The sequence below is a fragment of the Sphingobacterium sp. UBA6645 genome, assembly GCF_002455685.1.
GTDB classification, from domain to species: Bacteria; Bacteroidota; Bacteroidia; order Sphingobacteriales; family Sphingobacteriaceae; genus Sphingobacterium; species Sphingobacterium hotanense.
Map to the genome: position 1 here is coordinate 80,020 of NZ_DKLH01000084.1, position 18,735 is coordinate 98,754.

Sequence of the window (18,735 nt, forward strand, 5' to 3'; positions counted from 1 at the left end):
TCTGAGCTACCTACTTCTTAACAATTCGTTAACGAACCGCTTATATTAAGATAATGGAACGTTAATATTCACATAACAACTAGCTTATAGTTTTGCAACATAATATTAACATACTATGAATTGTATTAAAACATTGTTTACGGTTATGCTATTATGTGTTGCGACGCTAGTTGCCAATGCACAACAAGTAGCATACGGTGTAAAAGGGGTTGTAGTTGACGTTGAAAACTACGAGCCATTAAAAGGGGCAACCATTACTATTGCCAACTCACAATTAGGAACAACGACCAATGAAAAAGGCGAGTTCTACATTCCACTACCGAGTAACAAACCTGCCGAATATCTTATTCGCGCAAGCATTATGGGGTACGACGGACAAGAGATTACATTTACCCTAAGTGCTTCAGACACAGAGTTTGTATCTTTCGCTTTAAAGAACAAGGATGCTGTCATTGAAGAAGTCGTGGTTACGAGACGCAGAGAGAAGGCTACAGAGCTTGCGCTTTTGGAGGAAAGACGCAAATCTAACCTAATGGTTGAGTCTATCGGAACACAAGAACTGTCTAGGAAAGGTGTGAGTGATGCGCGCGCAGCCCTTACCAAAATGGCAGGAGTATCAAGACAAGAGGGAGCTAAAAACGTATTCGTACGTGGACTAGGCGATCGTTACAATTCCTCATCACTGAACGGTTTACCATTACCTTCTGAGGACCCATTATATAAAAATATCTCTTTAGATTTCTTCAGTTCAGACGTTATCCAGAGCATCAATGTTAACAAAACGTTTAATCCAACAATCGGTGGTGATGTTGCGGGTGCAAATGTCGACATCTTTACAAAAGAAGCAACAGGAAATAGTTTAGAAGTTGCCGTATCGGGTGGTGCCAATTCCCAAACAATCGGAAAAGATAACTTTAAAAGAATTGATGGCACAAGCTGGTTCGGCTCTTTAAATGGAGGTTCAAAACACCATATCAATACATTGAGCGACTACTCATTCAAAAACAGTTGGGTTGCTAAACCAATTGATAATTTAATCAACTCTAACTTCAAAATCTTAGGAAATCGTCGTTTTGATCTAGGTGGAAAAACATTAAGCTTGTTCTTCACCGGAGGTATGGATTCTAAGTATAGATTTGCGGAAGGTGTTGTTGGAGCAGCAACGACTATCGGTCAAGTTTATCAGGATCAAACATACATCAGAAATCAATACAATGTATCGCAGAACGCGATGGTAAACCTTCGTTATGCTTTTGACAAAGGGATGCTAAGCTTTAACTCCTTATATATCCACGATCAGGTGCAAGATTTCTCCGAATTTTTTGGACACAACGCAAATGAAGTAGAAGGAGATCGTGAATTTGCAAGAAGACAGCAAATCAATGATAACCACATCTCGGTTTCTCAGATTTTAGGAAAATACGAGTTCAATCAAAATTGGAGTGCAGATGTCGCTGTTGGTTTCAACTATGTTGTCGGAAACGAACCGGATAGAAGAGTAAATAGTTTCTTAGAAAACGGCGGGAAGTACCGCTTCAATACCAATTCGGCAGGGAGCAACGAGCGCTATTTCTCCGATATGACAGAAAAAGGAATTGTAAGCCGTGCTATCGTGAGCTACAAATTGAATAACGAAGATGGATTGGATAGAAAAATCGATTTCGGTTACAACGGAAATATCACCAAAAGAGATTTCAATGCTACTATCTTCAATCATGAGCTTTTGCCTCCTTACGGTAATGACATCGACGCTACTAATCCTGACCAATACTTCAATACTGGAAAGCTAGGTAGCACTTTTAATCTGGTTACTTTAAGAGGTAAGAATGATGAGTTCGCTTTCCTTCCTTTCTACTACAACGGTAATAAGAACATTCACGCTGCTGTAGCTAACGCAACTTACCAATTCAATGCAGACTTTACAGCAATGGTAGGCTTAAGATTCGAGAAGGTGACGCAAGATGTTGACTTCTATACCAACGTGACGCAAAGTGAAATCATTGGCCCCTCGAAAATTGATAAATCATTCTTATTACCAAGTGTTAACTTGAAATATAACTTAGGTGAAGCGATGGTTCTTCGCGCATCTGGTAGCAAAACATATACGTTGCCTCAATTTATTGAAATCGCGCCAATGCGTTACGCTGGACAAAATAACAATACGGAAGGTAATTCTGACTTGATCCCTGCAGAGACTTACAACGCAGACTTGAAGTGGGAATTATACCCGGAAGGTGGCGAGTTGATTTCTTTTGGTGTATTCTACAAGCACATTAAAAACCCTATTGGAAGATCTACCATTCCTTCGGGAGGTAATACCTTAACATTCCTGAACGTAGGTGGTTCTGCAGATGTATTAGGTGCCGAAATGGAAATCAAGAAAGACTTAATCAAAACTGCAACAGCAAACGGTGAAAATGTTCTATCTGCAGGCTTAAACGTATCTTACTTACACTCTAAACAAAAGTTAGAAAATCCATTAGCGCAATTTACGAAGGAATCGGACAAATTAGAAGGTGCTTCACCATTGATGGTCAATGCAGATTTAACGTATAAGTTAAACCTAAACCGCGTGGAATTGATGCCAACGGTTGTGTTCAATTACTTCTCAGATCGCGTTTTCTCAATCGGTACCAGAGGATTTGGTAACATCATGGAGAAAGGCGTACCGACCTTAGATTTCAATTTAAGAGGTACTGTAAACAAGAAGATTGGCTTCTCTATTAAAGCCGAAAACATCATTAACCCTTACCGCGAACTGTCTATGGACTTCTCGAGCGGAGCTCCTAAATTGATGGTTGAGCGCTACAAGCGCGGTATGGATTTCAGCGCAGGTTTATCTTATAAGTTTTAATGTAAAGTTAACACACAGATAACTTGTAAGTTATGTTAACGTGGTTCTTTTGTATAGAAATTAAATGATTATGAAAACAAAGTTATTAGCAATTTTCGCAGCAGGTGCATTCGCATTCACAGCATGTTCAGATGATGAACCAGTAAAACCAACTCCAGGTGGTAAAGCTGAATTAAAAGGAAATATTTCCGCAAACACAACTTTAGATGCAAACGTTGAGTACACATTATCTGGTACAGTTTTAGTAAACTCAGGAGCAACATTAACAATTCCTGCAGGTACTACGATCAAAGCTGCGGCTAATGGTACAGATATCTACATCCTTGTAGAAAAAGGCGGTAAATTGATCGCTGACGGTACAGCTAGCAAACCAATTGTGTTTACATCGAATGCAGCGTCTCCGAAACAAGGTGACTGGGGTGGTATCATCTTAAATGGTAAAGCTCCTCTTTCAAGAAAAGAAGGTGCGGTAAGTGATGCAGGTACAGAAATCAACAACAAAATCAAATTTGGTGGCGATGATGTAAATGATAACTCAGGTATATTGAACTACGTAAAAATCGAATATACAGGAGCTCGTATCGACCAAAAAGCGGAACACAACGGTTTAACGTTGAACGGTGTTGGTAAAGGAACAAAATTAAGCAACATCTACTTATCATACGGTGATGACGATGCTATCGAGTTCTTTGGTGGAACTGTTGATGCAACTAACATCTTAGTAGTGAACTGTACAGATGATATGTTCGATTTCTCTCAAGGATACAGAGGTACTATTACAAATGCTTACGGTATCAGAGAAGCGAAATACTTACCTGTAACTGAAGATCCACGTGGTGTTGAGGCTGATGGTAACTTAGATGGAGAAACTCCTACAGACATCAACCAATCAGATTTCACAATCAACGGTATCACGATCATCAACAACGCTCCAGGTGCTGATGCAAACTTAACAATGCATGATGTATTCAAAATCCGTAGAGGTGCTAAAGCGACAATCAAAAACGCTTACGCTAAATTCGGAGCTGGAACTACTGTAGTTGATTTGATCGACTTAACAGATAGTAAAGGTGCTGGTCACAGCGGAACGTCAATTGAGTACACTATCGATCCTGCAAACGGATTAGATAAAGGTAAGATCAAAAATGACGTAAACGCTACGATCACTAAGAAAGACGGTTTAAAAGGTGCTGATGCATCAGCGTTCTCTTGGACTGGTTACAAGTTCTAAGCCAACTCTCAAATTCTAAAATATTAATCATAGTACATATTTTAAGGCCTCCAAGAAATTGGAGGCTTTTTTGTTGAAACTACCACGTTTCAACAAAACATCTGACGCTTCCATTCTTGTCCGCCTTTCAATAATGGGACATTGATTCTGTTGTAGATATATGACCTTATCTATGTCAATATAAAAATGCTGTCCCTTTAGCGTTTTATCCGCATTCTCCAGATAAACAAAACGACTACTTTATTATTCCCTATGCAGCCCGTAAGTCCTTTCGACTTTTTGGTAGAGAGACCAACCGACCTTCGTTGAAAGCTTTTCCAATCATACCCAATGTATAATCCAATCAAAGCCCTTCTGGAGCGGGTTTGATTGGGTTATACATTGGGTTTATATTGGGCTTGGAAGGTAAGTAAGCAGAAGGAGATATCACTTATACTGGAGGCTATCTTAATGAAGCACCAATAGTAGGCAGCAGACTATTCCAAAATGCTCTGTAGGAAAGCCATTAAATCGAAACACCCGCTAGGACATCGGTAAAGCCTTAGCGGGTGTTTTTAATATGTTTAGCGAAATCTCTGTTAGTGGTTAACAGGTGTATCTGCTTGATGTTTATGTCTGAAGAGAATAGCGAACAAAATTGCTACAACAAGCGTGTATAGTGCAAAAGCAATCCAGATATGTTGCCAATCTTTTAGTTGGATTACTTTATCAAATACGCCATTTGTTATTTCTACGCCGCGAGAGCCAATAAAATTCAACAAAGACTGATTGTCTGGCGTGGTGTCCAAAAAGCCCGCCAGCGAGCTCGTATCGTTGAAAGATAGCGTATAGTACTTATCGATAACCCATCCGGAAACACGAGAACCTAGTACAGCGCCAAAACCATTGGTCATCATCATAAATAAGCCTTGCGCTGATGAGCGAATCTGGTTGTTTGTCGTGGTCTCGACAAATAGGGATCCGGAGATATTGAAAAAGTCAAATGCCATACCGTAGACGATACAGGAAAGGATAATCATCCATAATCCGGCGGATGGATCTCCGTAGGCAAACAATGCGAAACGCAATACCCAAGCGACCATTGCAATTAGCATGACCTGCTTGATACCAAATCTTTTCAGGAAGAAAGGAATAGCGAGGATAAATAAGGTTTCGGATATCTGCGAGATCGACATGATGATGGTGGAATATTCGACAACGAAAGAGTCCGCCCATTTCGGGAAGAACTTAAATTCATCTAAGAATACATCGCCATATGCGTTGGTCAATTGTAAGGCCGCACCCAGGAACATCGAAAAGATAAAGAACATAGCCATTTTAAAATTGCCAAACAATTTAAAGGCTTCCAGGCCCAGCATTTGCGCTAGACTAGCATTTTCTTTCAGATGATGTTGCGGAGGACACTTAGGTAGGTTGAAAAAGGAATAGACGCTGAGGAGGACGGATCCACCTGCGGCGATATAGAATTGGCCTTCGGTAGCTTTGCTGCCCGTCAGGTTGGTGATCCACATGGCTGCGATAAAGCCTACGGTTCCCCAAACACGGATAGGAGGGAAGGCTTTGATGAGGTCGTAATTGCCCTGCGTAAGTGCAGTATAAGCGATGGAGTTGGATAATGCGAGGGTCGGCATGTAACAGCACATGGCCAGGAGCATCACATTAAAAAAGCTTCCGGGGTCTTGCACCTGTGCGAGGTAGACCAAGCAGACTGCATAGAGGAAGTGTAGACCTATATACAATCGTTCTGCATTTACCCAACGATCGGCGATGATCCCCATTAGGGTCGGCATAAAAAGCGATGCGATCCCCATGGTTGAAAAGATAGCGCCAAATTGTGTTCCGTCCCATTGTTTAGTGCCAAACCAGTAGTTGGCAATAGTGATTAACCAGGCTCCCCACACAAAGAATTGCAGGAAGTTCATTATGGTCAACCTAAGTTTAATAGACATACTTATAGGTGAGATTATTTAAAAGCTATGAATTAAGATTTTCGTTTCTCAATTTCGTCCCTGATTTTGGCTGCGGTTTCGTACTGCTCGTTCTCAATCGCTTTTTCTAGGGTTTTCTCCAATTGTTCCATCGTGAGCGATGCATACGGAGAGGGTTTGTTTTTTACGGGCTCTTTTGGTTCTGGCGTTGGCTCAGGCTCGGGAGTCGTTGTTTCTGTTTGTTTGTACGATCCTACGTTTTCGATATTCTCCAAGAATGCAAAATCATTGCCTTCGATCACGATTCCGGCGGTATTCATAATGAAATCATAGGTATAGATCGGGCTTTCGAAACGTACTGCTAAAGCAACAGCATCGGAAGTGCGGGCATCTATCTCTACGGTCTTGTCGCCATCATTGCAGATTAATTTGGCGAAAAATATTCCGTCTACGAGGTTGTAGATCAATACTTCTTCCAACTTAATGTTGAATGTATCAGCAAAAGCTTTGAATAAATCATGTGTCAATGGCCTGCTCGGCGTCATTTTTTCGATTTCGACCGCGATAGACTGCGCTTCGAATCCTCCGATAATGACAGGCAGTCTACGGTTTCCTGCTACTTCCCCCAACACTAGCGCATAGGCTCCAGATTGTGTTTGGCTATACGATAATCCTACAATATCTAACTTGATTTTCTTCATTGACAAATCGTTAACGGAATTACAAAGATGCTAATATTCGAAGCAAAAAAAAAGTGACCTTGTTATTTTTATCCAAGGCCACCCGTTCATTGTTTAGTTTAGACTAGTTGTGTTTTAAGTTTTTGATTGCTTCCGTTAGTTTAGGAACGATCTCAAACGCGTCGCCCACGATGCCGTAGTCTGCCACTTTAAAGAATGGCGCTTCAGGATCTTTGTTGATAACGACGATAGTTTTAGACGAGCTTACGCCCGCCAAGTGCTGGATAGCGCCAGAGATACCGATAGCAATGTATAGGTTCGGGCTTACCACAATACCGGTTTGTCCAACGTGCTCGGAGTGCGGACGCCATCCGGCATCAGAAACTGGTTTAGAACATGCTGTAGCAGCACCTAATACATCGGCTAGCTCCTCGATCATAGCCCAGTTTTCCGGACCTTTCATCCCGCGGCCTGCTGATACAACGATTTCTGCTTCTGGAAGAGAAACTTTGTCGGTTGCACGTACGATGTCTTTTACCATTACTGCAAAGTCGTTCGCATTAACGTCTGGCGTAAAGGCTACAATTTCTGCACTCGTTGCTGCTTCTTTTAATTCGAAAGCATTTGGATTTAATGCGATTACCTTATTTGCAGAAGAAATAACCTCCGTCGCAAATGCTTTGTTCGAGAAGGCTGTTTTCTTCACTTCCAGACTGTCGCCGTTCCATGTCGGTAGGTTGATCGCGCCATCAGCCAGACCTGCGTCTAATTTTGCTGCTACGCGCGGTGCCAATCCTTTACCGCTGAACGAGTTGGAAAGAACAACAATGGAAGCCTGCTCTTGTTTCGCTGCTGAAGCGATTATCGACGCATATGCTTTGTTCACGAAGTTCTTTAAATTATCTTGACTAGCGTTCAATACTTTAGAAACGCCGTATTTGCCTAATTTCTCTAATTCAGCATCTGCTACATTTCCGATGGAAAGAGCGACTACGGTATCTCCTTTTTGATCAGCAATTGCTTTTGCATAGGATGCAACCTCAAATGCTGATTTTTTAAGAACGCCTTCTGTATTTTCTATATAAACTAATATTGCCATGTGTTTTTCTTGCTTAAAAATGATTAGATAACTTTAGCTTCTCCGTGAAGTAATTGAACAAGTTGATCAACATCTTCTACTAATTTCACTGTTCCGCGCGGAGCAGGGCTTTCATAACGAGCAATCGAAGCAAGTTCTGCCACTTCAATAGGTTCTACTACCTGTAGCGGCTTGGTGCGAGCGCCCATGATACCACGCATATTCGGGATCTTTGGTTCCGCTACGCCTTCTGCAGTTCCGATAACAACTGGCAACGAAACAGATAACACTTCTTTACCGCCCTCAATTTCGCGATCTATTGTTGCTTCGTTTCCTTGAATGTCAACTTTCTTCGCGATGGAAATCGATGGCAGGTCTAATAGCTCTCCTAATAAAGCAGCTACCTGTGCACCATTATAATCTATAGATTCGCGACCCGTCAGGATTAAATCAAAACCTTGGCCTTTTGCGTAGTTTGCAATCTGATTTGCTACAAACCATGCATCGCGAGGTTGTGCATTCACACGTACTGCATCATCAGCACCGATAGCAAGGGCTTTACGGATGGTAGGTTCTGTCGCAGCGTCGCCTACGTTAATTACCGTTACAGTTCCTTTTCCGCCTTCAGCAAGCTCTACAGCTTTAGAAAGTGCGATTTCGTCGTAAGGGTTGATGATGTACTGTATACCCGCAGTATTGAATACGGTGTTATCATTGGTAAACGTTATTTTCGATGTCGTATCTGGGACATTACTAATACATACTAATATCTTCATAAATCTAGCGTTTTACACAAACCTACATTTTTTGTTAAGCATTTCAAAGGAGCGGCGAGGGAATTTGATGGTCATAAACAATGCTGTTAGAATGTGATTTTGTTAATAATTTATGTCTTATTTTAATAATCGGCTATTTAAATTGGTTTGAATTAGCTTTTTCTTATGATAATTTCATTTAAATTGCCTGAATCCTTAATTGTCATTGTATTGTCAATTCTATGCTAGCATAGTAAATAGCCTGTTCGCTGCAATTTCTTCCGCTCTGCGGAATAATGCTTATTTTTGCGCTATGGAAGGAAGAATAGCCCAATTGCAAGAGTTTTTGAAGGAGAGTCCTAATGATCCTTTTTTAAAGTACGCCCTAACGATGGAATACGTAAAGTTAGGGGAGGATGGCCAAGCCTTAGCGGGCTTTGAAGATTTGCTTTCGGCACATGAGGATTACGTGGGTACCTACTACCACTTCGGAAAATTTTTAGAGTCGAAACAAGAACAGGACCGCGCAATTGAAATTTATGAAAAAGGCATGCAGATAGCCCAGCAAAAGCGAAATTTCCATGCTTTGGGCGAATTGCGGAATGCTCATTTGGCGGCGACTGGTCTGCTCGACGAAGATGAATAATGTTAAATTTTCTTAAAAAACCATTTGTGGTATTTTTTTTGTGTTTTGCATAGAAGTTAAAGGTTATGCAAAAGTTATCTTACATATTGATCGTAGTCATTGGACTGATATTCGCCATTAGTTGTATAAACAACAAGACGAATGTCAATCAGTTGCTTGCGTCGGAAGATAACGCACTAAAGGGAATCGGACTGTTAGGAACCTATGAAGGCAACTTACCATGCGCCGATTGTACGATGATTAGTACATTGCTGAGTCTAGACAAAAATAAGAACTACCATTTACGCTATGTGTATGTTGGCAAGAGCGAGGAAGTATTTGAACGTACCGGAAAATGGAAAGTTGACAAGGATATCTTGTCGTTAGAGAATGTAGACTACAATTACAAGATTCTCGATAACCAATTGAATCAGCTGGATTTATCAGGGAAAGAGATCAAAGGCGATCTTGCTGAGAAATACACGTTGATGAAAATTAAGTAAGAGGATTTTTTCAGATTTGAATAAAAGGCTGTCGTTCGACAGCCTTTTTTTGTGGAAGAGTCTGTTTTCAAAGTGTATCAGGGACTTTCATAGCCGTTGCTGTTTCCATGGAAAAAGGAAAAGTTGTTTATTGGGCTTTAAAAAAAGAAAGAGCTACCTAATTCTTTAGGTAACTCTTTCTTTATTTTGTTATATGCTCCTTAGTGTTTGGTGCAAATTTCCTTGAGCACTTGCACGACGAAGTCTACTTCTTCTTTCGTATTGAATTTACAGAACGAAAAGCGTACGGATGGACGTTGTGGGTCTGCTCCGATTCCTCGTAATACATGGGAACCTATATCTGATCCCGAGCTGCATGCAGAACCTCCTGACGCGGATACACCTTTGATGTCTAGGTTGAAAAGCAACATATCGCCCATATCAGTGCAAGGAAGCGAAACGTTCAGTACAGTGTATAGCGATTTGTTGGCATCCGTCTCTCCGTTGAAAGTAATATCTGGAATGTGTTGCAGCAGTTGTTCTTTCATGTAGTCTTTCAATGCCTGTATCTGTTGCTGATGAGCTTCCATCTCTTCGTATGCAATTTCCATTGCTTTGGCGAGGCCGACGATGCCATAGACATTTTCTGTACCACCACGCATATTGCGCTCCTGCGCACCACCGTGGATCAACGGTTTTATTTTGTTTCTGCTGTTGATATATAAGAATCCAACGCCCTTAGGACCATGGAACTTATGTGCTGCAGCCGTGATAAAGTCGATTTTTAATTTCGATAGGTCATGTACATAATGTCCCATCGTCTGCACGGTATCCGAATGGAAAACAGCATTGTATTGTTCGCAGATTTCGCTTACTTTCTGGATATCGGTGATATTGCCAAGTTCATTGTTGGCATGCATAATCGATACGAAGGTTCTTGGGTTTCTCGCTAATAACTCTTCAAGATGTGATAGATCGATATTTCCTTTCTGATCAAGACGTAGGAAATCCAATTGGATTTTTCCGTCTTTCTGCATTTCTTCTAGCGTATGTAATACGGCATGGTGCTCAATAGGTGAGGAAATGGCGTGGGTAATTCCGTAGGCTTCAATCGCACGAACGATCGCCATGTTGTCTGCTTCCGTTCCACCAGAGGTAAAGAATATTTCTGCCGGTGATGCGTTTAATAATTTAGCTACAGTTCTTCTAGCTCTTTCAACGATTGTTTTGGTCTCTCTGCCATGCGCATGAATGGAAGAAGGGTTTCCAAAGTTGTCGTTCATTGTTTGTACCATTACGTCGATTACAGCTTTGTCCAAAGCAGTTGTAGCGGCATTATCAAAATATACGTGCATGGCGGCAAATATAAATAAAGGAGAATAAAAAATCAGATTAATTTCGTTTTCTGACAAATATTAAACCAATTGATATCAAACCTGTTAACAAACAGATGTAGACGATTAAGTCGCCCGAACGCGTGTAAAATGTAAGGTTTTCGTTCAAGTTGATTTCTTGGGATAGAGCCGTTGGAACCCACCAAGATGATTTCTGCACGATATCACCTCGCTGGTTGATAAAGGCCGAGATACCCGTATTTGCTGAACGCACTACCCATCTACGGTTCTCAATCGCGCGTAATTTCGCATATTGCAGGTGCTGATCTTTCCCGGAGGTGTCGCCCCACCAACCATCATTAGTGATGACGGCAATAAATTGAGCCCCCATTTTGACATACTCAGCAACGTAATTGCCCCAGATCGACTCATAGCAAATTACCGGTGCTGCGCCTATACCACTTGCGGAGTAGAATACGCTCGGCTTGTCTTGGCTACCATAACCGCCCGTCGTTCCGCCAAAGTGTGCAAAAAAAGGCTTAAGGAGACTTAAAGCCTTGCCAAAAGGCATCAGCTCGGCTCCTGGCACGAGCTTAGATTTGTGGTAGAATTGTAGCTTGCTACTACCATCGACCAGTACTCCCGCATTGAAGCTGTCGTAAAACATGTTTCCGATAGGCTTTGCTGTCGGCGTACGCTGATCGGCGTATAGAACATAGCTCTCGATACCTGATAGTACATTTCCATTATGGTAAGGCTCGAGGAACTGCAGTACTTTTTGGTATTGCGGATATTCTCTAAATTCCTCTTCGTTAATGCCGTTGCGGTCGGAAATTGCCGTTTCGGGCCAAATAAAAAACTCAGTATTTAGTTTTGCGACGTTCTGAGAAAGGTTCGTCAAAACGTTGAGTTGATCTTCAGGCGTTATTGGTCCCCATTTTCCAAAGGGATCGATATTAGGTTGTACCGTGACGATTTCGGATGGATTTACATGCTCTTCGTACTGACTGTACCAAATCAGGGAGGCTATAGAAGGGATTAGTATTAAACCTGCCACAGCTCCCATTAGAATCTTGTTGCTGTAGGCTTCTATTTTATTTCGCTTCTGCCAGATGAACAGGAAGAGCGCAATATTTACCAACCAAATCCAAAGCGTACCGCCATAAACACCGGTGATGCTATACCACTGTACTAGTTGGTGGCTATTCGCAAATCCGTTGCCTAGGGTCATCCAAGGGAATGAAAGCTCCCAAGACTGGTGTAGATATTCATAGGCTACCCAAAAAGAGATTAAGCCCATAAAACTGATGAGGATGCTGTTTCTTTTCCGCATTTTATAGTACAGTCGGAAGGCAAGCCCCATAAGTAAGGGTGCAAGAGTGTAAGGGATGAGGGATATCAGCAAGGAAGGCATGGCATCCAAAAAAGCGTTCATGGCATTATAGACCCAGTAAATGGAAGCAGTGTTCCAAACCACTCCCGTTAGGAAGGCTAATGCAAATACCTTGCGACCTTTGTTTTTGTAATCGCCACGAATGGTTTGTTCCACCGCGATAAGCAGAGGGACAAAGGCAACCAAAAGAAGGATCGCTGTGTAGGGGATGGGCGGCCAAGCCAGCCACAAAAGGAAAGCTGATAATAAAGCTAACAGATAGTTTGATTTCATGAACTTATAGTGTGCTTAAGATCTCAGCTTTTTTGGTTTCGTATTCTGCTTGTGTGATCAGTTGCTTGTCGTATAGCGTTTTTAGCTTTTTCAGTTTCAGCGTGATTTCATCGTCCTCTTCTGCCTTTGGTGCTGCTGCAGCGTATGAGGAAGGGGGAGTGGATGGCGATTGAAAGCCGCTTTGGCGCTGATCCTGTCTTTGGAATGTATCGTTCAGGGATGGAGCCGGAATTGGCCTTTCCTCTCTTTTTTCTTCTTCTACGCTAGGTTTAGTCACTTCGGTTGCCGGAGCCACGACAGGTTTTTCCAGCTCAGGCTTAGGCGTTGGAGTAGGAGTACCATATACAGGTTTGTTTTCAATAACAATCTTGCTTTCTTTTGGCTCTTGCTTTTGATTTTGAAGGTTGTCTAATGCTGCTTTGATAAGCTGGTATAATTTACGAGCCTGTGTTTTCGGAATGTAGTCAATGGTCAGGTTTTCTCCAGTAAATGGGATCACCGTTACTTTAGATCCGAATATTTCTTCCTTAAAGGCGATATCTTTCACTTCTTGCCATGCGAAGATTTCGAAGTTTGTTGCTAAACCTAGCTTCGTGAATTCGCAAAGGAAAAGGCGTTTATTGCTTACTGTAATGCTATCAGGCAATAAAGTAACAGCAGGTTTCTTTTGTAATGCAATATAATTGATCGATTCGCCAGGCGTAAGCATGTCGAGAATCTTCCCATGAATCTTTTCTACAACTTTCGGATCTTGGCCGTCTTGTATGTACTTATCAATTTGGTAATTTTCCATTGATTCAAGATTTAATAAAATAAATACGTGTTTCTAATTCTATTCTGCCCCAGCGACACAAAATACAAATTCGCCTTTGATAGGGTTTTGTTCAAAATGTTGTTTCAATTCGGTCAATGTTCCACGAACGGTTTCTTCGTAGAGTTTGCTGATCTCTCTGGATAAAGAAGCTTGACGCTCTTCGCCGAATACGAGAATGAATTCTTCGATGGTTTTCAAGATTCGATGTGGCGACTCGTAGAATATCATGGTTCTTTTCTCTTCAGCTAATGCTTTAAGGCGTGTTTGTCTACCCTTCTTAACAGGAAGAAATCCTTCGAAGCAGAAGCGATCATTAGGAAGGCCTGAGTTCACTAGTGCCGGAACGAAGGCTGTTGCGCCCGGTAGGCATTGTACTTCTAATCCCTCTTTGATACTTTCACGAACTAATAAGAAGCCTGGGTCTGAGATTGCTGGAGTGCCAGCATCTGAAATTAAGGCGATTTGTTGTCCTTCTTTCATCAGTCGGATAATCTCCGATACGGCTTTATGTTCATTATGTTGGTGATGAGCAAATACTTTTTTCTCAATGCCAAAGTGCTTTAATAAAGGAGCGCTGGTTCGAGTATCTTCGGCCAATATGATATCGACCTGTTTTAAGACGTTGATAGCCCTGAAAGTCATATCTTCCAAGTTTCCAATCGGTGTAGGGACTATATATAACATACGCCAAAGATAAGGAATAATGCTTTAGAATTATGTTTTGCTTTAGGTAATGCCAATCTGAAACTATTCGTCAATTTCCACGTAATCCTCTGATCGCGGGATTTTATCTAAAACAGGGAGCCAAGCGTCAGGAACCGCAGCTAACTTACGTTCTACTAAGTTCATCCATGCGCCATCAACTACGACCACGGCCGCTCTAACACCGTTCTGTTTGAAAATCTCATGTCGGAAGGAGAACCTTGAGTTCTTACGGTTGAATTTGCTGATCTCTACAGTAACTTTGATATATTCATCCAAGCTGATTTCACGATGATAGTTGAGCTCCTCGCGGAATAGAATAGGACCGATCTTCATTTTTGAGAACTCTGACAACGACAGGCCGAGTTGATTGAGCATGTTGCTTCTTGCTTGCGCACAGAAATCTGCATATGCAGAATGCCGCAAGTGAACATTTGCATCGATTTGCGACCAAAGAACTTGGCCTTCATAAAACACTTTATTTTCCATAAATAACCTTTACTGAATTGATTCTCTAAAATAGCAATAGTTTCAATTAAAGATGAATTATTAAAATCAGAACTTCTTCAAAGAAGGGCGCATACCTGAAATGATAATTTCCTATAAGATGATATGGTGTTCTAAAACAGCTTCTTGTCAGTAATAACGATTTTTTTAAATGAAATATGTTTAACTTTAGTTATAATATTATACGAAATAAAATTATATTTACCGTCGTCAACCAATTTACATTAACACAATTATTAGTATTATCCTGTAGCTGGAAAAATTATTACCATTATGTTTAATTTTACTTATTATGCAGAATAAGCAAGACGGAGGCTGCTCTAACGATAAAAAGAAGCTTCCATACACCAGTCCAAAGATTACCATGCAAGAATTGCAGGGCGAACAGTCATCATTTATACCTCAATCAAACCCTAATAACAGTAGAAGCGTGCTTTCATCCCCAATGGAAGTTCACAAGAAGGAGCATATCTGTAATAGAAATCAAAAATAATTTTATTAACTAGAGCGGTAGACTAAACTACCCAGACAACACCTAGAAGAAAGGTGTATTTTTAAAATTTCCATCTTATTATTAAAAATAAAGGTGCCTATATCTATTTGTTGTATTCATATTCATTGTATTGCTAACTATATTTTAACGAAATATTATTAAATATTAACAATAATTAGAAAAATGACGCTTATTGCTTAGCGCCTCAATAATTAATGGTTTTTAAACTATTTAAATTATTAATATAATAGTTTTAATAGAATTAATTATTCGTTTAATGAAAATTTATTATATTTGAATTTCCCAAGATCACTTACTTATTCACTATCATCGATAAAAGCCGATGACGAGGAATTCTCAAATATTAAATAGCATAATTAAACAATGAATTGTAAACCCCTTCATGCAGACATTAAAAAGATAAAGAAACTACCCTACAAAAGACCTTCCATATCCATGCTTGTTATCGATATGGAAGGTAACCTCGCTGCTACTTCATCATTCATTACTACCGAGAGAAATAATCACACTCCGATGGTAGAAGATTGGGTGGAAGATGAAGGCCCAACATATAGAATGGAATTCTAGCTATCAATAAATCAAACCCTATTCATTATGAATCTTATTAGACGATACTTATTCGCCCCATTTCTTATATTCTTTCTCATACTTAGTGCCTGTGAGAAGCCTCCTCATCTAAGGGAGGGCATAGCAGACGGAGACTTTATCTTATCTTTTGAAATCGAAGGTTTGAACGCGTCCGAGACAATAGAACCAATATTAAAACCAGCAGATCATCCCACGAGAAGCGCACGTGCTCAGCAACTTATTTTCGACAAGGACAACTCTCGGGAGAAAAGGGAAATAGTAGCACGTAAAATAACAGAGTTTAAAGGACTTGAAGCTCGTCTACTCTTGGAAGAGATTCCGTTGGATAGACCTTTAAAGGAGGATAGTCGCTCATCTATACAGACCAAAGGTTCTAAGGCGTCAATTGAGAAGCGTGCTCTTAGCAACATGAGCCCTAACAAAAGGTATCGAGTACTCATATTCAATACAAACACGGCAGGAGAGGCTACAACTTACGTCAATCAATCAAAAGGTGTTGTGGGCTCCCCATTAAAGATTCCTGTATATCGGAATAAGACTTACCGATGGTTTGCATATTCTTACAATAGAGAAGAAGATATCCCTGCGATAAACTCCATCGGATATAATGTGCCAGTCACCGCAAACCTGAATAGCTCAGAAAACGACTTTCTTTATAGTACAGGGCTTATTAAGACTTCCGGTGTCGTTAATGGCGAAAATCCAATAAGCATCACATTTAGCAGGCAGCTAGCAAGAATATGATTCGAAATCATCGCAAGAGGAGTATTTGCAACAATTAACTCCGCAGATGTGGATGTCGTGGCGTCTAATTCAGGATTAAAGAATGGTCTATTTTCGATATTGAATGGTAGTTAGAGTAGTACTTCAAATGTCAATATGCTAAGCTATCGTACATGGAATCCTGTAATAAGCGACACGGTCCCATTAAATTGGGCAGTATACAGAGATTTCTATACTACCGCTAACTCCTCAGCAGTGCGTCTAAGCTTAAAAATCAATGAGATAATCGTTACTTCGGAGCGTATCAACGATAATGCTCCTAATACACGAAGCCAAATACCTCGTACCTTTCAAAATGTTGATTTTACCTTCCCAGATTTTATTGCCAAACCCGGACATCGCTACCAAGCACTATTAGAATTGTTGGAGTCACCAATTAAGCGGGGAACAGCTTATTGGGCGAGAGGGAATTTATACTATGATGAAAGCGTTGATAGGAATAAATATCGATTCAGATATGATAACCCTCATATCCGAAATATAAATAATGGCATTCACAATATTGGAGATAGCGATTACTGGTATGGAGGAATTACTCCTCACGCACCACCTAATGAGCAGGATGACCCTTGTAAGATGGTTTATCCTGAAGGGCTTTGGAGGCTTCCAACTCCTGATGAATACAACTCATTAATCGGCTCTACTGACCCTAAAGTAATCAGAAGAAACCAACTAAGAAATGAAGGATGGTATATAAGCTGGGATAATGCATCAAATATCGGCGCGCCGCGCCATCCGCATGGACATCTTATTTTTACTGCGCTAGGAAACAAGGATGCTAATGGGTATCTACAAATGTTTGATTATAAAGCTGGGAATACCGTTACTACTACCTGGTGGCCTTTTGGGGAAAGACCGGAGTATGGCGATACGGGCTATTTTAGAACAAGTGGTATTAATAACTACTTTGTTATGAATTATAGAAGATCTACAGGGAACACAAACCTACGCCTTTTGGTGTCCACTAATCGAAATAATATCGCCGCCCCAATACGCTGCGTTCGCAAGGTAGCTCCAAACCTTAGCTAAAAAATAAGAAAGAGGCCTCCCGTTTCCGGAAGCCTCTTTTATAAACAATTTGCTCTTATTTTTAATAACGCTTTAAAGTATCTATCAACTATTTCTTTGCGTTGATGCTATCTTGAAAGATCTGCCAGTCATAATAATGAAAAACCATTCCGTTGCTCATTGCTACCACCATTCCTTTCGGAAACTTACTACCTATAGGAAGTGATATCGCATCCGCACCGTCACATTCAACTGCTGATACCGGAACTTCGGTAATCAATTGATGCTGATTCGGATTCCCCGCAACACCTTCTCTTGGGTAGATGTTGAAAGAGTTATTCTGCTGATTCGATACTAAAATATAACCAGTGCTATCCGAAGATTGATAAATCGCAATACCCTCATGGTCTTCTTTGAAATCCGTCTTACCAAATACAGCAAGCTCTTGATTTCCATGCGCAGGGTCTGCATAGTATTTATGTATGCCAAAGCCTTCATCAGAGTAATAGATATACCCTAATTGGTTATCCACAGCGATAGCTTCGATTTCTTTACCACCCTCGAATTTACCAAACTCACGCACTTTTTTACCAACTACCGTTCCACCATTATCAATTAGATCATACTGGAACAAGTATCTTCCAGATTCTCCAGTTTTTCTACCAACAATTGCTTGAATTTTGTTGCCTGTAGAATCCGCTTTCGTGTACAAAGCGATTCCCATTGGCGAGCGATCTTTTTCTCCTTCGAATACCGGGATTCCACCATTATCGATTGCTTTAAGATCTGGCAATGTAAATACCCTGATCTTGTTCGTGCCACGCTCTGTAACGACGGCAATATCCACGATTCTGCCATCCAGGTTGAATCCATAAGCAATATCAACATTATTTGGACGATCCAATGGCGTGACTTGATTAACGATCTTGCCCTCCATGTCATATAGATATAGACCGCCAGTCTTCTCGTGCTTGTCTGTTCCGAGTACAAATACTTCGGAACTATCTTTAGGGTTTACCCAGATCGCCGGGTCATCCGTATCGTTAGGTACTACCTCGGTGATAACCGTAGGCTTCACCGCATTTTCAGCTACTGCAGCTAACTTATCGCCCGAATTACAAGAGCTAAGAATTGCTGCAGCGAGCCCGCATATTATGATTGATTGTTTCATATTTGAAATGTTTAT

Annotated in this window: 18 protein-coding genes; 8 read left to right on the forward strand and 10 right to left on the reverse strand. The window is 40.8% G+C overall.

The genetic code is table 11. The features are described 5' to 3' along the window. The first annotated feature begins 115 nt into the window (after window positions 1–115). Window positions 116–2,854 carry a TonB-dependent receptor gene (locus tag B2400_RS15080; RefSeq protein WP_293934632.1) on the forward strand — a complete coding sequence of 913 codons (2,739 nt, stop codon included), beginning with the start codon at window positions 116–118 and terminating at the stop codon, window positions 2,852–2,854. Between the two features lie 70 nt (window positions 2,855–2,924). Beyond that, the gene (locus B2400_RS15085) at window positions 2,925–4,085 is read left to right on the forward strand and encodes a hypothetical protein (protein WP_223110866.1); all 1,161 of its coding nucleotides are present in this window, start codon (window positions 2,925–2,927) and stop codon (window positions 4,083–4,085) included. A 578-nt stretch (window positions 4,086–4,663) separates the two neighbouring features. On the opposite strand, the gene B2400_RS15090 is transcribed toward B2400_RS15085, so the two are convergent. From B2400_RS15090 to B2400_RS15105, 4 genes are all read right to left on the reverse strand, one after another. After that, window positions 4,664–6,034 carry a nucleoside permease gene (locus B2400_RS15090; protein WP_149525145.1) on the reverse strand — a complete coding sequence of 457 codons (1,371 nt, stop codon included), beginning with the start codon at window positions 6,032–6,034 and terminating at the stop codon, window positions 4,664–4,666. A gap of 32 nt (window positions 6,035–6,066) precedes the next feature. Beyond that, the gene (locus tag B2400_RS15095) at window positions 6,067–6,714 is read right to left on the reverse strand and encodes a bifunctional nuclease family protein (RefSeq protein ID WP_149525146.1); all 648 of its coding nucleotides are present in this window, start codon (window positions 6,712–6,714) and stop codon (window positions 6,067–6,069) included. Between the two features lie 103 nt (window positions 6,715–6,817). Next, window positions 6,818–7,792 (reverse strand): electron transfer flavoprotein subunit alpha/FixB family protein, encoded by a 975-nt coding sequence (locus tag B2400_RS15100; protein WP_293934636.1) that lies wholly within the window; start codon window positions 7,790–7,792, stop codon window positions 6,818–6,820. A gap of 23 nt (window positions 7,793–7,815) precedes the next feature. Continuing rightward, the gene (locus B2400_RS15105; RefSeq protein WP_293934638.1) at window positions 7,816–8,547 is read right to left on the reverse strand and encodes an electron transfer flavoprotein subunit beta/FixA family protein; all 732 of its coding nucleotides are present in this window, start codon (window positions 8,545–8,547) and stop codon (window positions 7,816–7,818) included. Window positions 8,548–8,839: 292 nt separating this feature from the next. On the opposite strand from B2400_RS15105, the gene B2400_RS15110 reads away from it, so the two are divergent. Together B2400_RS15110 and B2400_RS15115 are read left to right on the forward strand one after the other, a co-directional pair. After that, complete coding sequence (locus B2400_RS15110; protein ID WP_286650371.1) at window positions 8,840–9,172, forward strand: tetratricopeptide repeat protein; 333 nt, start codon at window positions 8,840–8,842, stop codon at window positions 9,170–9,172. Window positions 9,173–9,237: 65 nt separating this feature from the next. Then, a complete protein-coding gene (locus tag B2400_RS15115; protein WP_149525150.1) occupies window positions 9,238–9,654 on the forward strand; it encodes a copper resistance protein NlpE in 417 nt (138 codons plus the stop codon). A 200-nt stretch (window positions 9,655–9,854) separates the two neighbouring features. Here B2400_RS15115 and B2400_RS15120 read toward each other — a convergent pair whose 3' ends face one another. The 5 genes from B2400_RS15120 to B2400_RS15140 form a co-directional block, all read right to left on the reverse strand. Continuing rightward, complete coding sequence (locus tag B2400_RS15120) at window positions 9,855–10,988, reverse strand: cysteine desulfurase family protein (protein WP_149525151.1); 1,134 nt, start codon at window positions 10,986–10,988, stop codon at window positions 9,855–9,857. Between the two features lie 37 nt (window positions 10,989–11,025). Continuing rightward, complete coding sequence (gene lnt, locus B2400_RS15125; protein ID WP_293934641.1) at window positions 11,026–12,633, reverse strand: apolipoprotein N-acyltransferase; 1,608 nt, start codon at window positions 12,631–12,633, stop codon at window positions 11,026–11,028. 4 nt (window positions 12,634–12,637) lie between these two features. Then, window positions 12,638–13,426, reverse strand: a complete 789-nt coding sequence (locus B2400_RS15130) for a PH domain-containing protein (RefSeq protein WP_286650373.1) — start codon at window positions 13,424–13,426, stop codon at window positions 12,638–12,640. A 39-nt stretch (window positions 13,427–13,465) separates the two neighbouring features. Beyond that, window positions 13,466–14,131: a 16S rRNA (cytidine(1402)-2'-O)-methyltransferase gene (gene rsmI, locus B2400_RS15135; protein ID WP_149525154.1), complete on the reverse strand. Its 666-nt coding sequence runs from the start codon at window positions 14,129–14,131 to the stop codon at window positions 13,466–13,468. Window positions 14,132–14,194: 63 nt separating this feature from the next. Next, complete coding sequence (locus B2400_RS15140; protein WP_149525155.1) at window positions 14,195–14,638, reverse strand: acyl-CoA thioesterase; 444 nt, start codon at window positions 14,636–14,638, stop codon at window positions 14,195–14,197. A gap of 310 nt (window positions 14,639–14,948) precedes the next feature. Here B2400_RS15140 and B2400_RS15145 point away from each other — a divergent pair, with 310 nt between their 5' ends. From B2400_RS15145 to B2400_RS15160, 4 genes are all read left to right on the forward strand, one after another. Continuing rightward, a complete protein-coding gene (locus B2400_RS15145; protein WP_293934644.1) occupies window positions 14,949–15,149 on the forward strand; it encodes a hypothetical protein in 201 nt (66 codons plus the stop codon). A 384-nt stretch (window positions 15,150–15,533) separates the two neighbouring features. Continuing rightward, on the forward strand, window positions 15,534–15,737 hold the full coding sequence (locus B2400_RS15150) for a hypothetical protein (RefSeq protein ID WP_293934646.1): 204 nt from the start codon (window positions 15,534–15,536) through the stop codon (window positions 15,735–15,737). Between the two features lie 27 nt (window positions 15,738–15,764). Continuing rightward, window positions 15,765–16,502 carry a hypothetical protein gene (locus tag B2400_RS15155; protein ID WP_293934649.1) on the forward strand — a complete coding sequence of 246 codons (738 nt, stop codon included), beginning with the start codon at window positions 15,765–15,767 and terminating at the stop codon, window positions 16,500–16,502. A 135-nt stretch (window positions 16,503–16,637) separates the two neighbouring features. Continuing rightward, window positions 16,638–17,570, forward strand: coding sequence for a hypothetical protein (locus B2400_RS15160; RefSeq protein ID WP_187773980.1), 933 nt, complete (start codon window positions 16,638–16,640; stop codon window positions 17,568–17,570). An 88-nt stretch (window positions 17,571–17,658) separates the two neighbouring features. Here the strand turns inward: B2400_RS15160 and B2400_RS15165 are convergent, their stop codons facing one another. Beyond that, a complete protein-coding gene (locus B2400_RS15165) occupies window positions 17,659–18,720 on the reverse strand; it encodes a phytase (protein ID WP_293934651.1) in 1,062 nt (353 codons plus the stop codon). Window positions 18,721–18,735 lie beyond the last annotated feature (15 nt).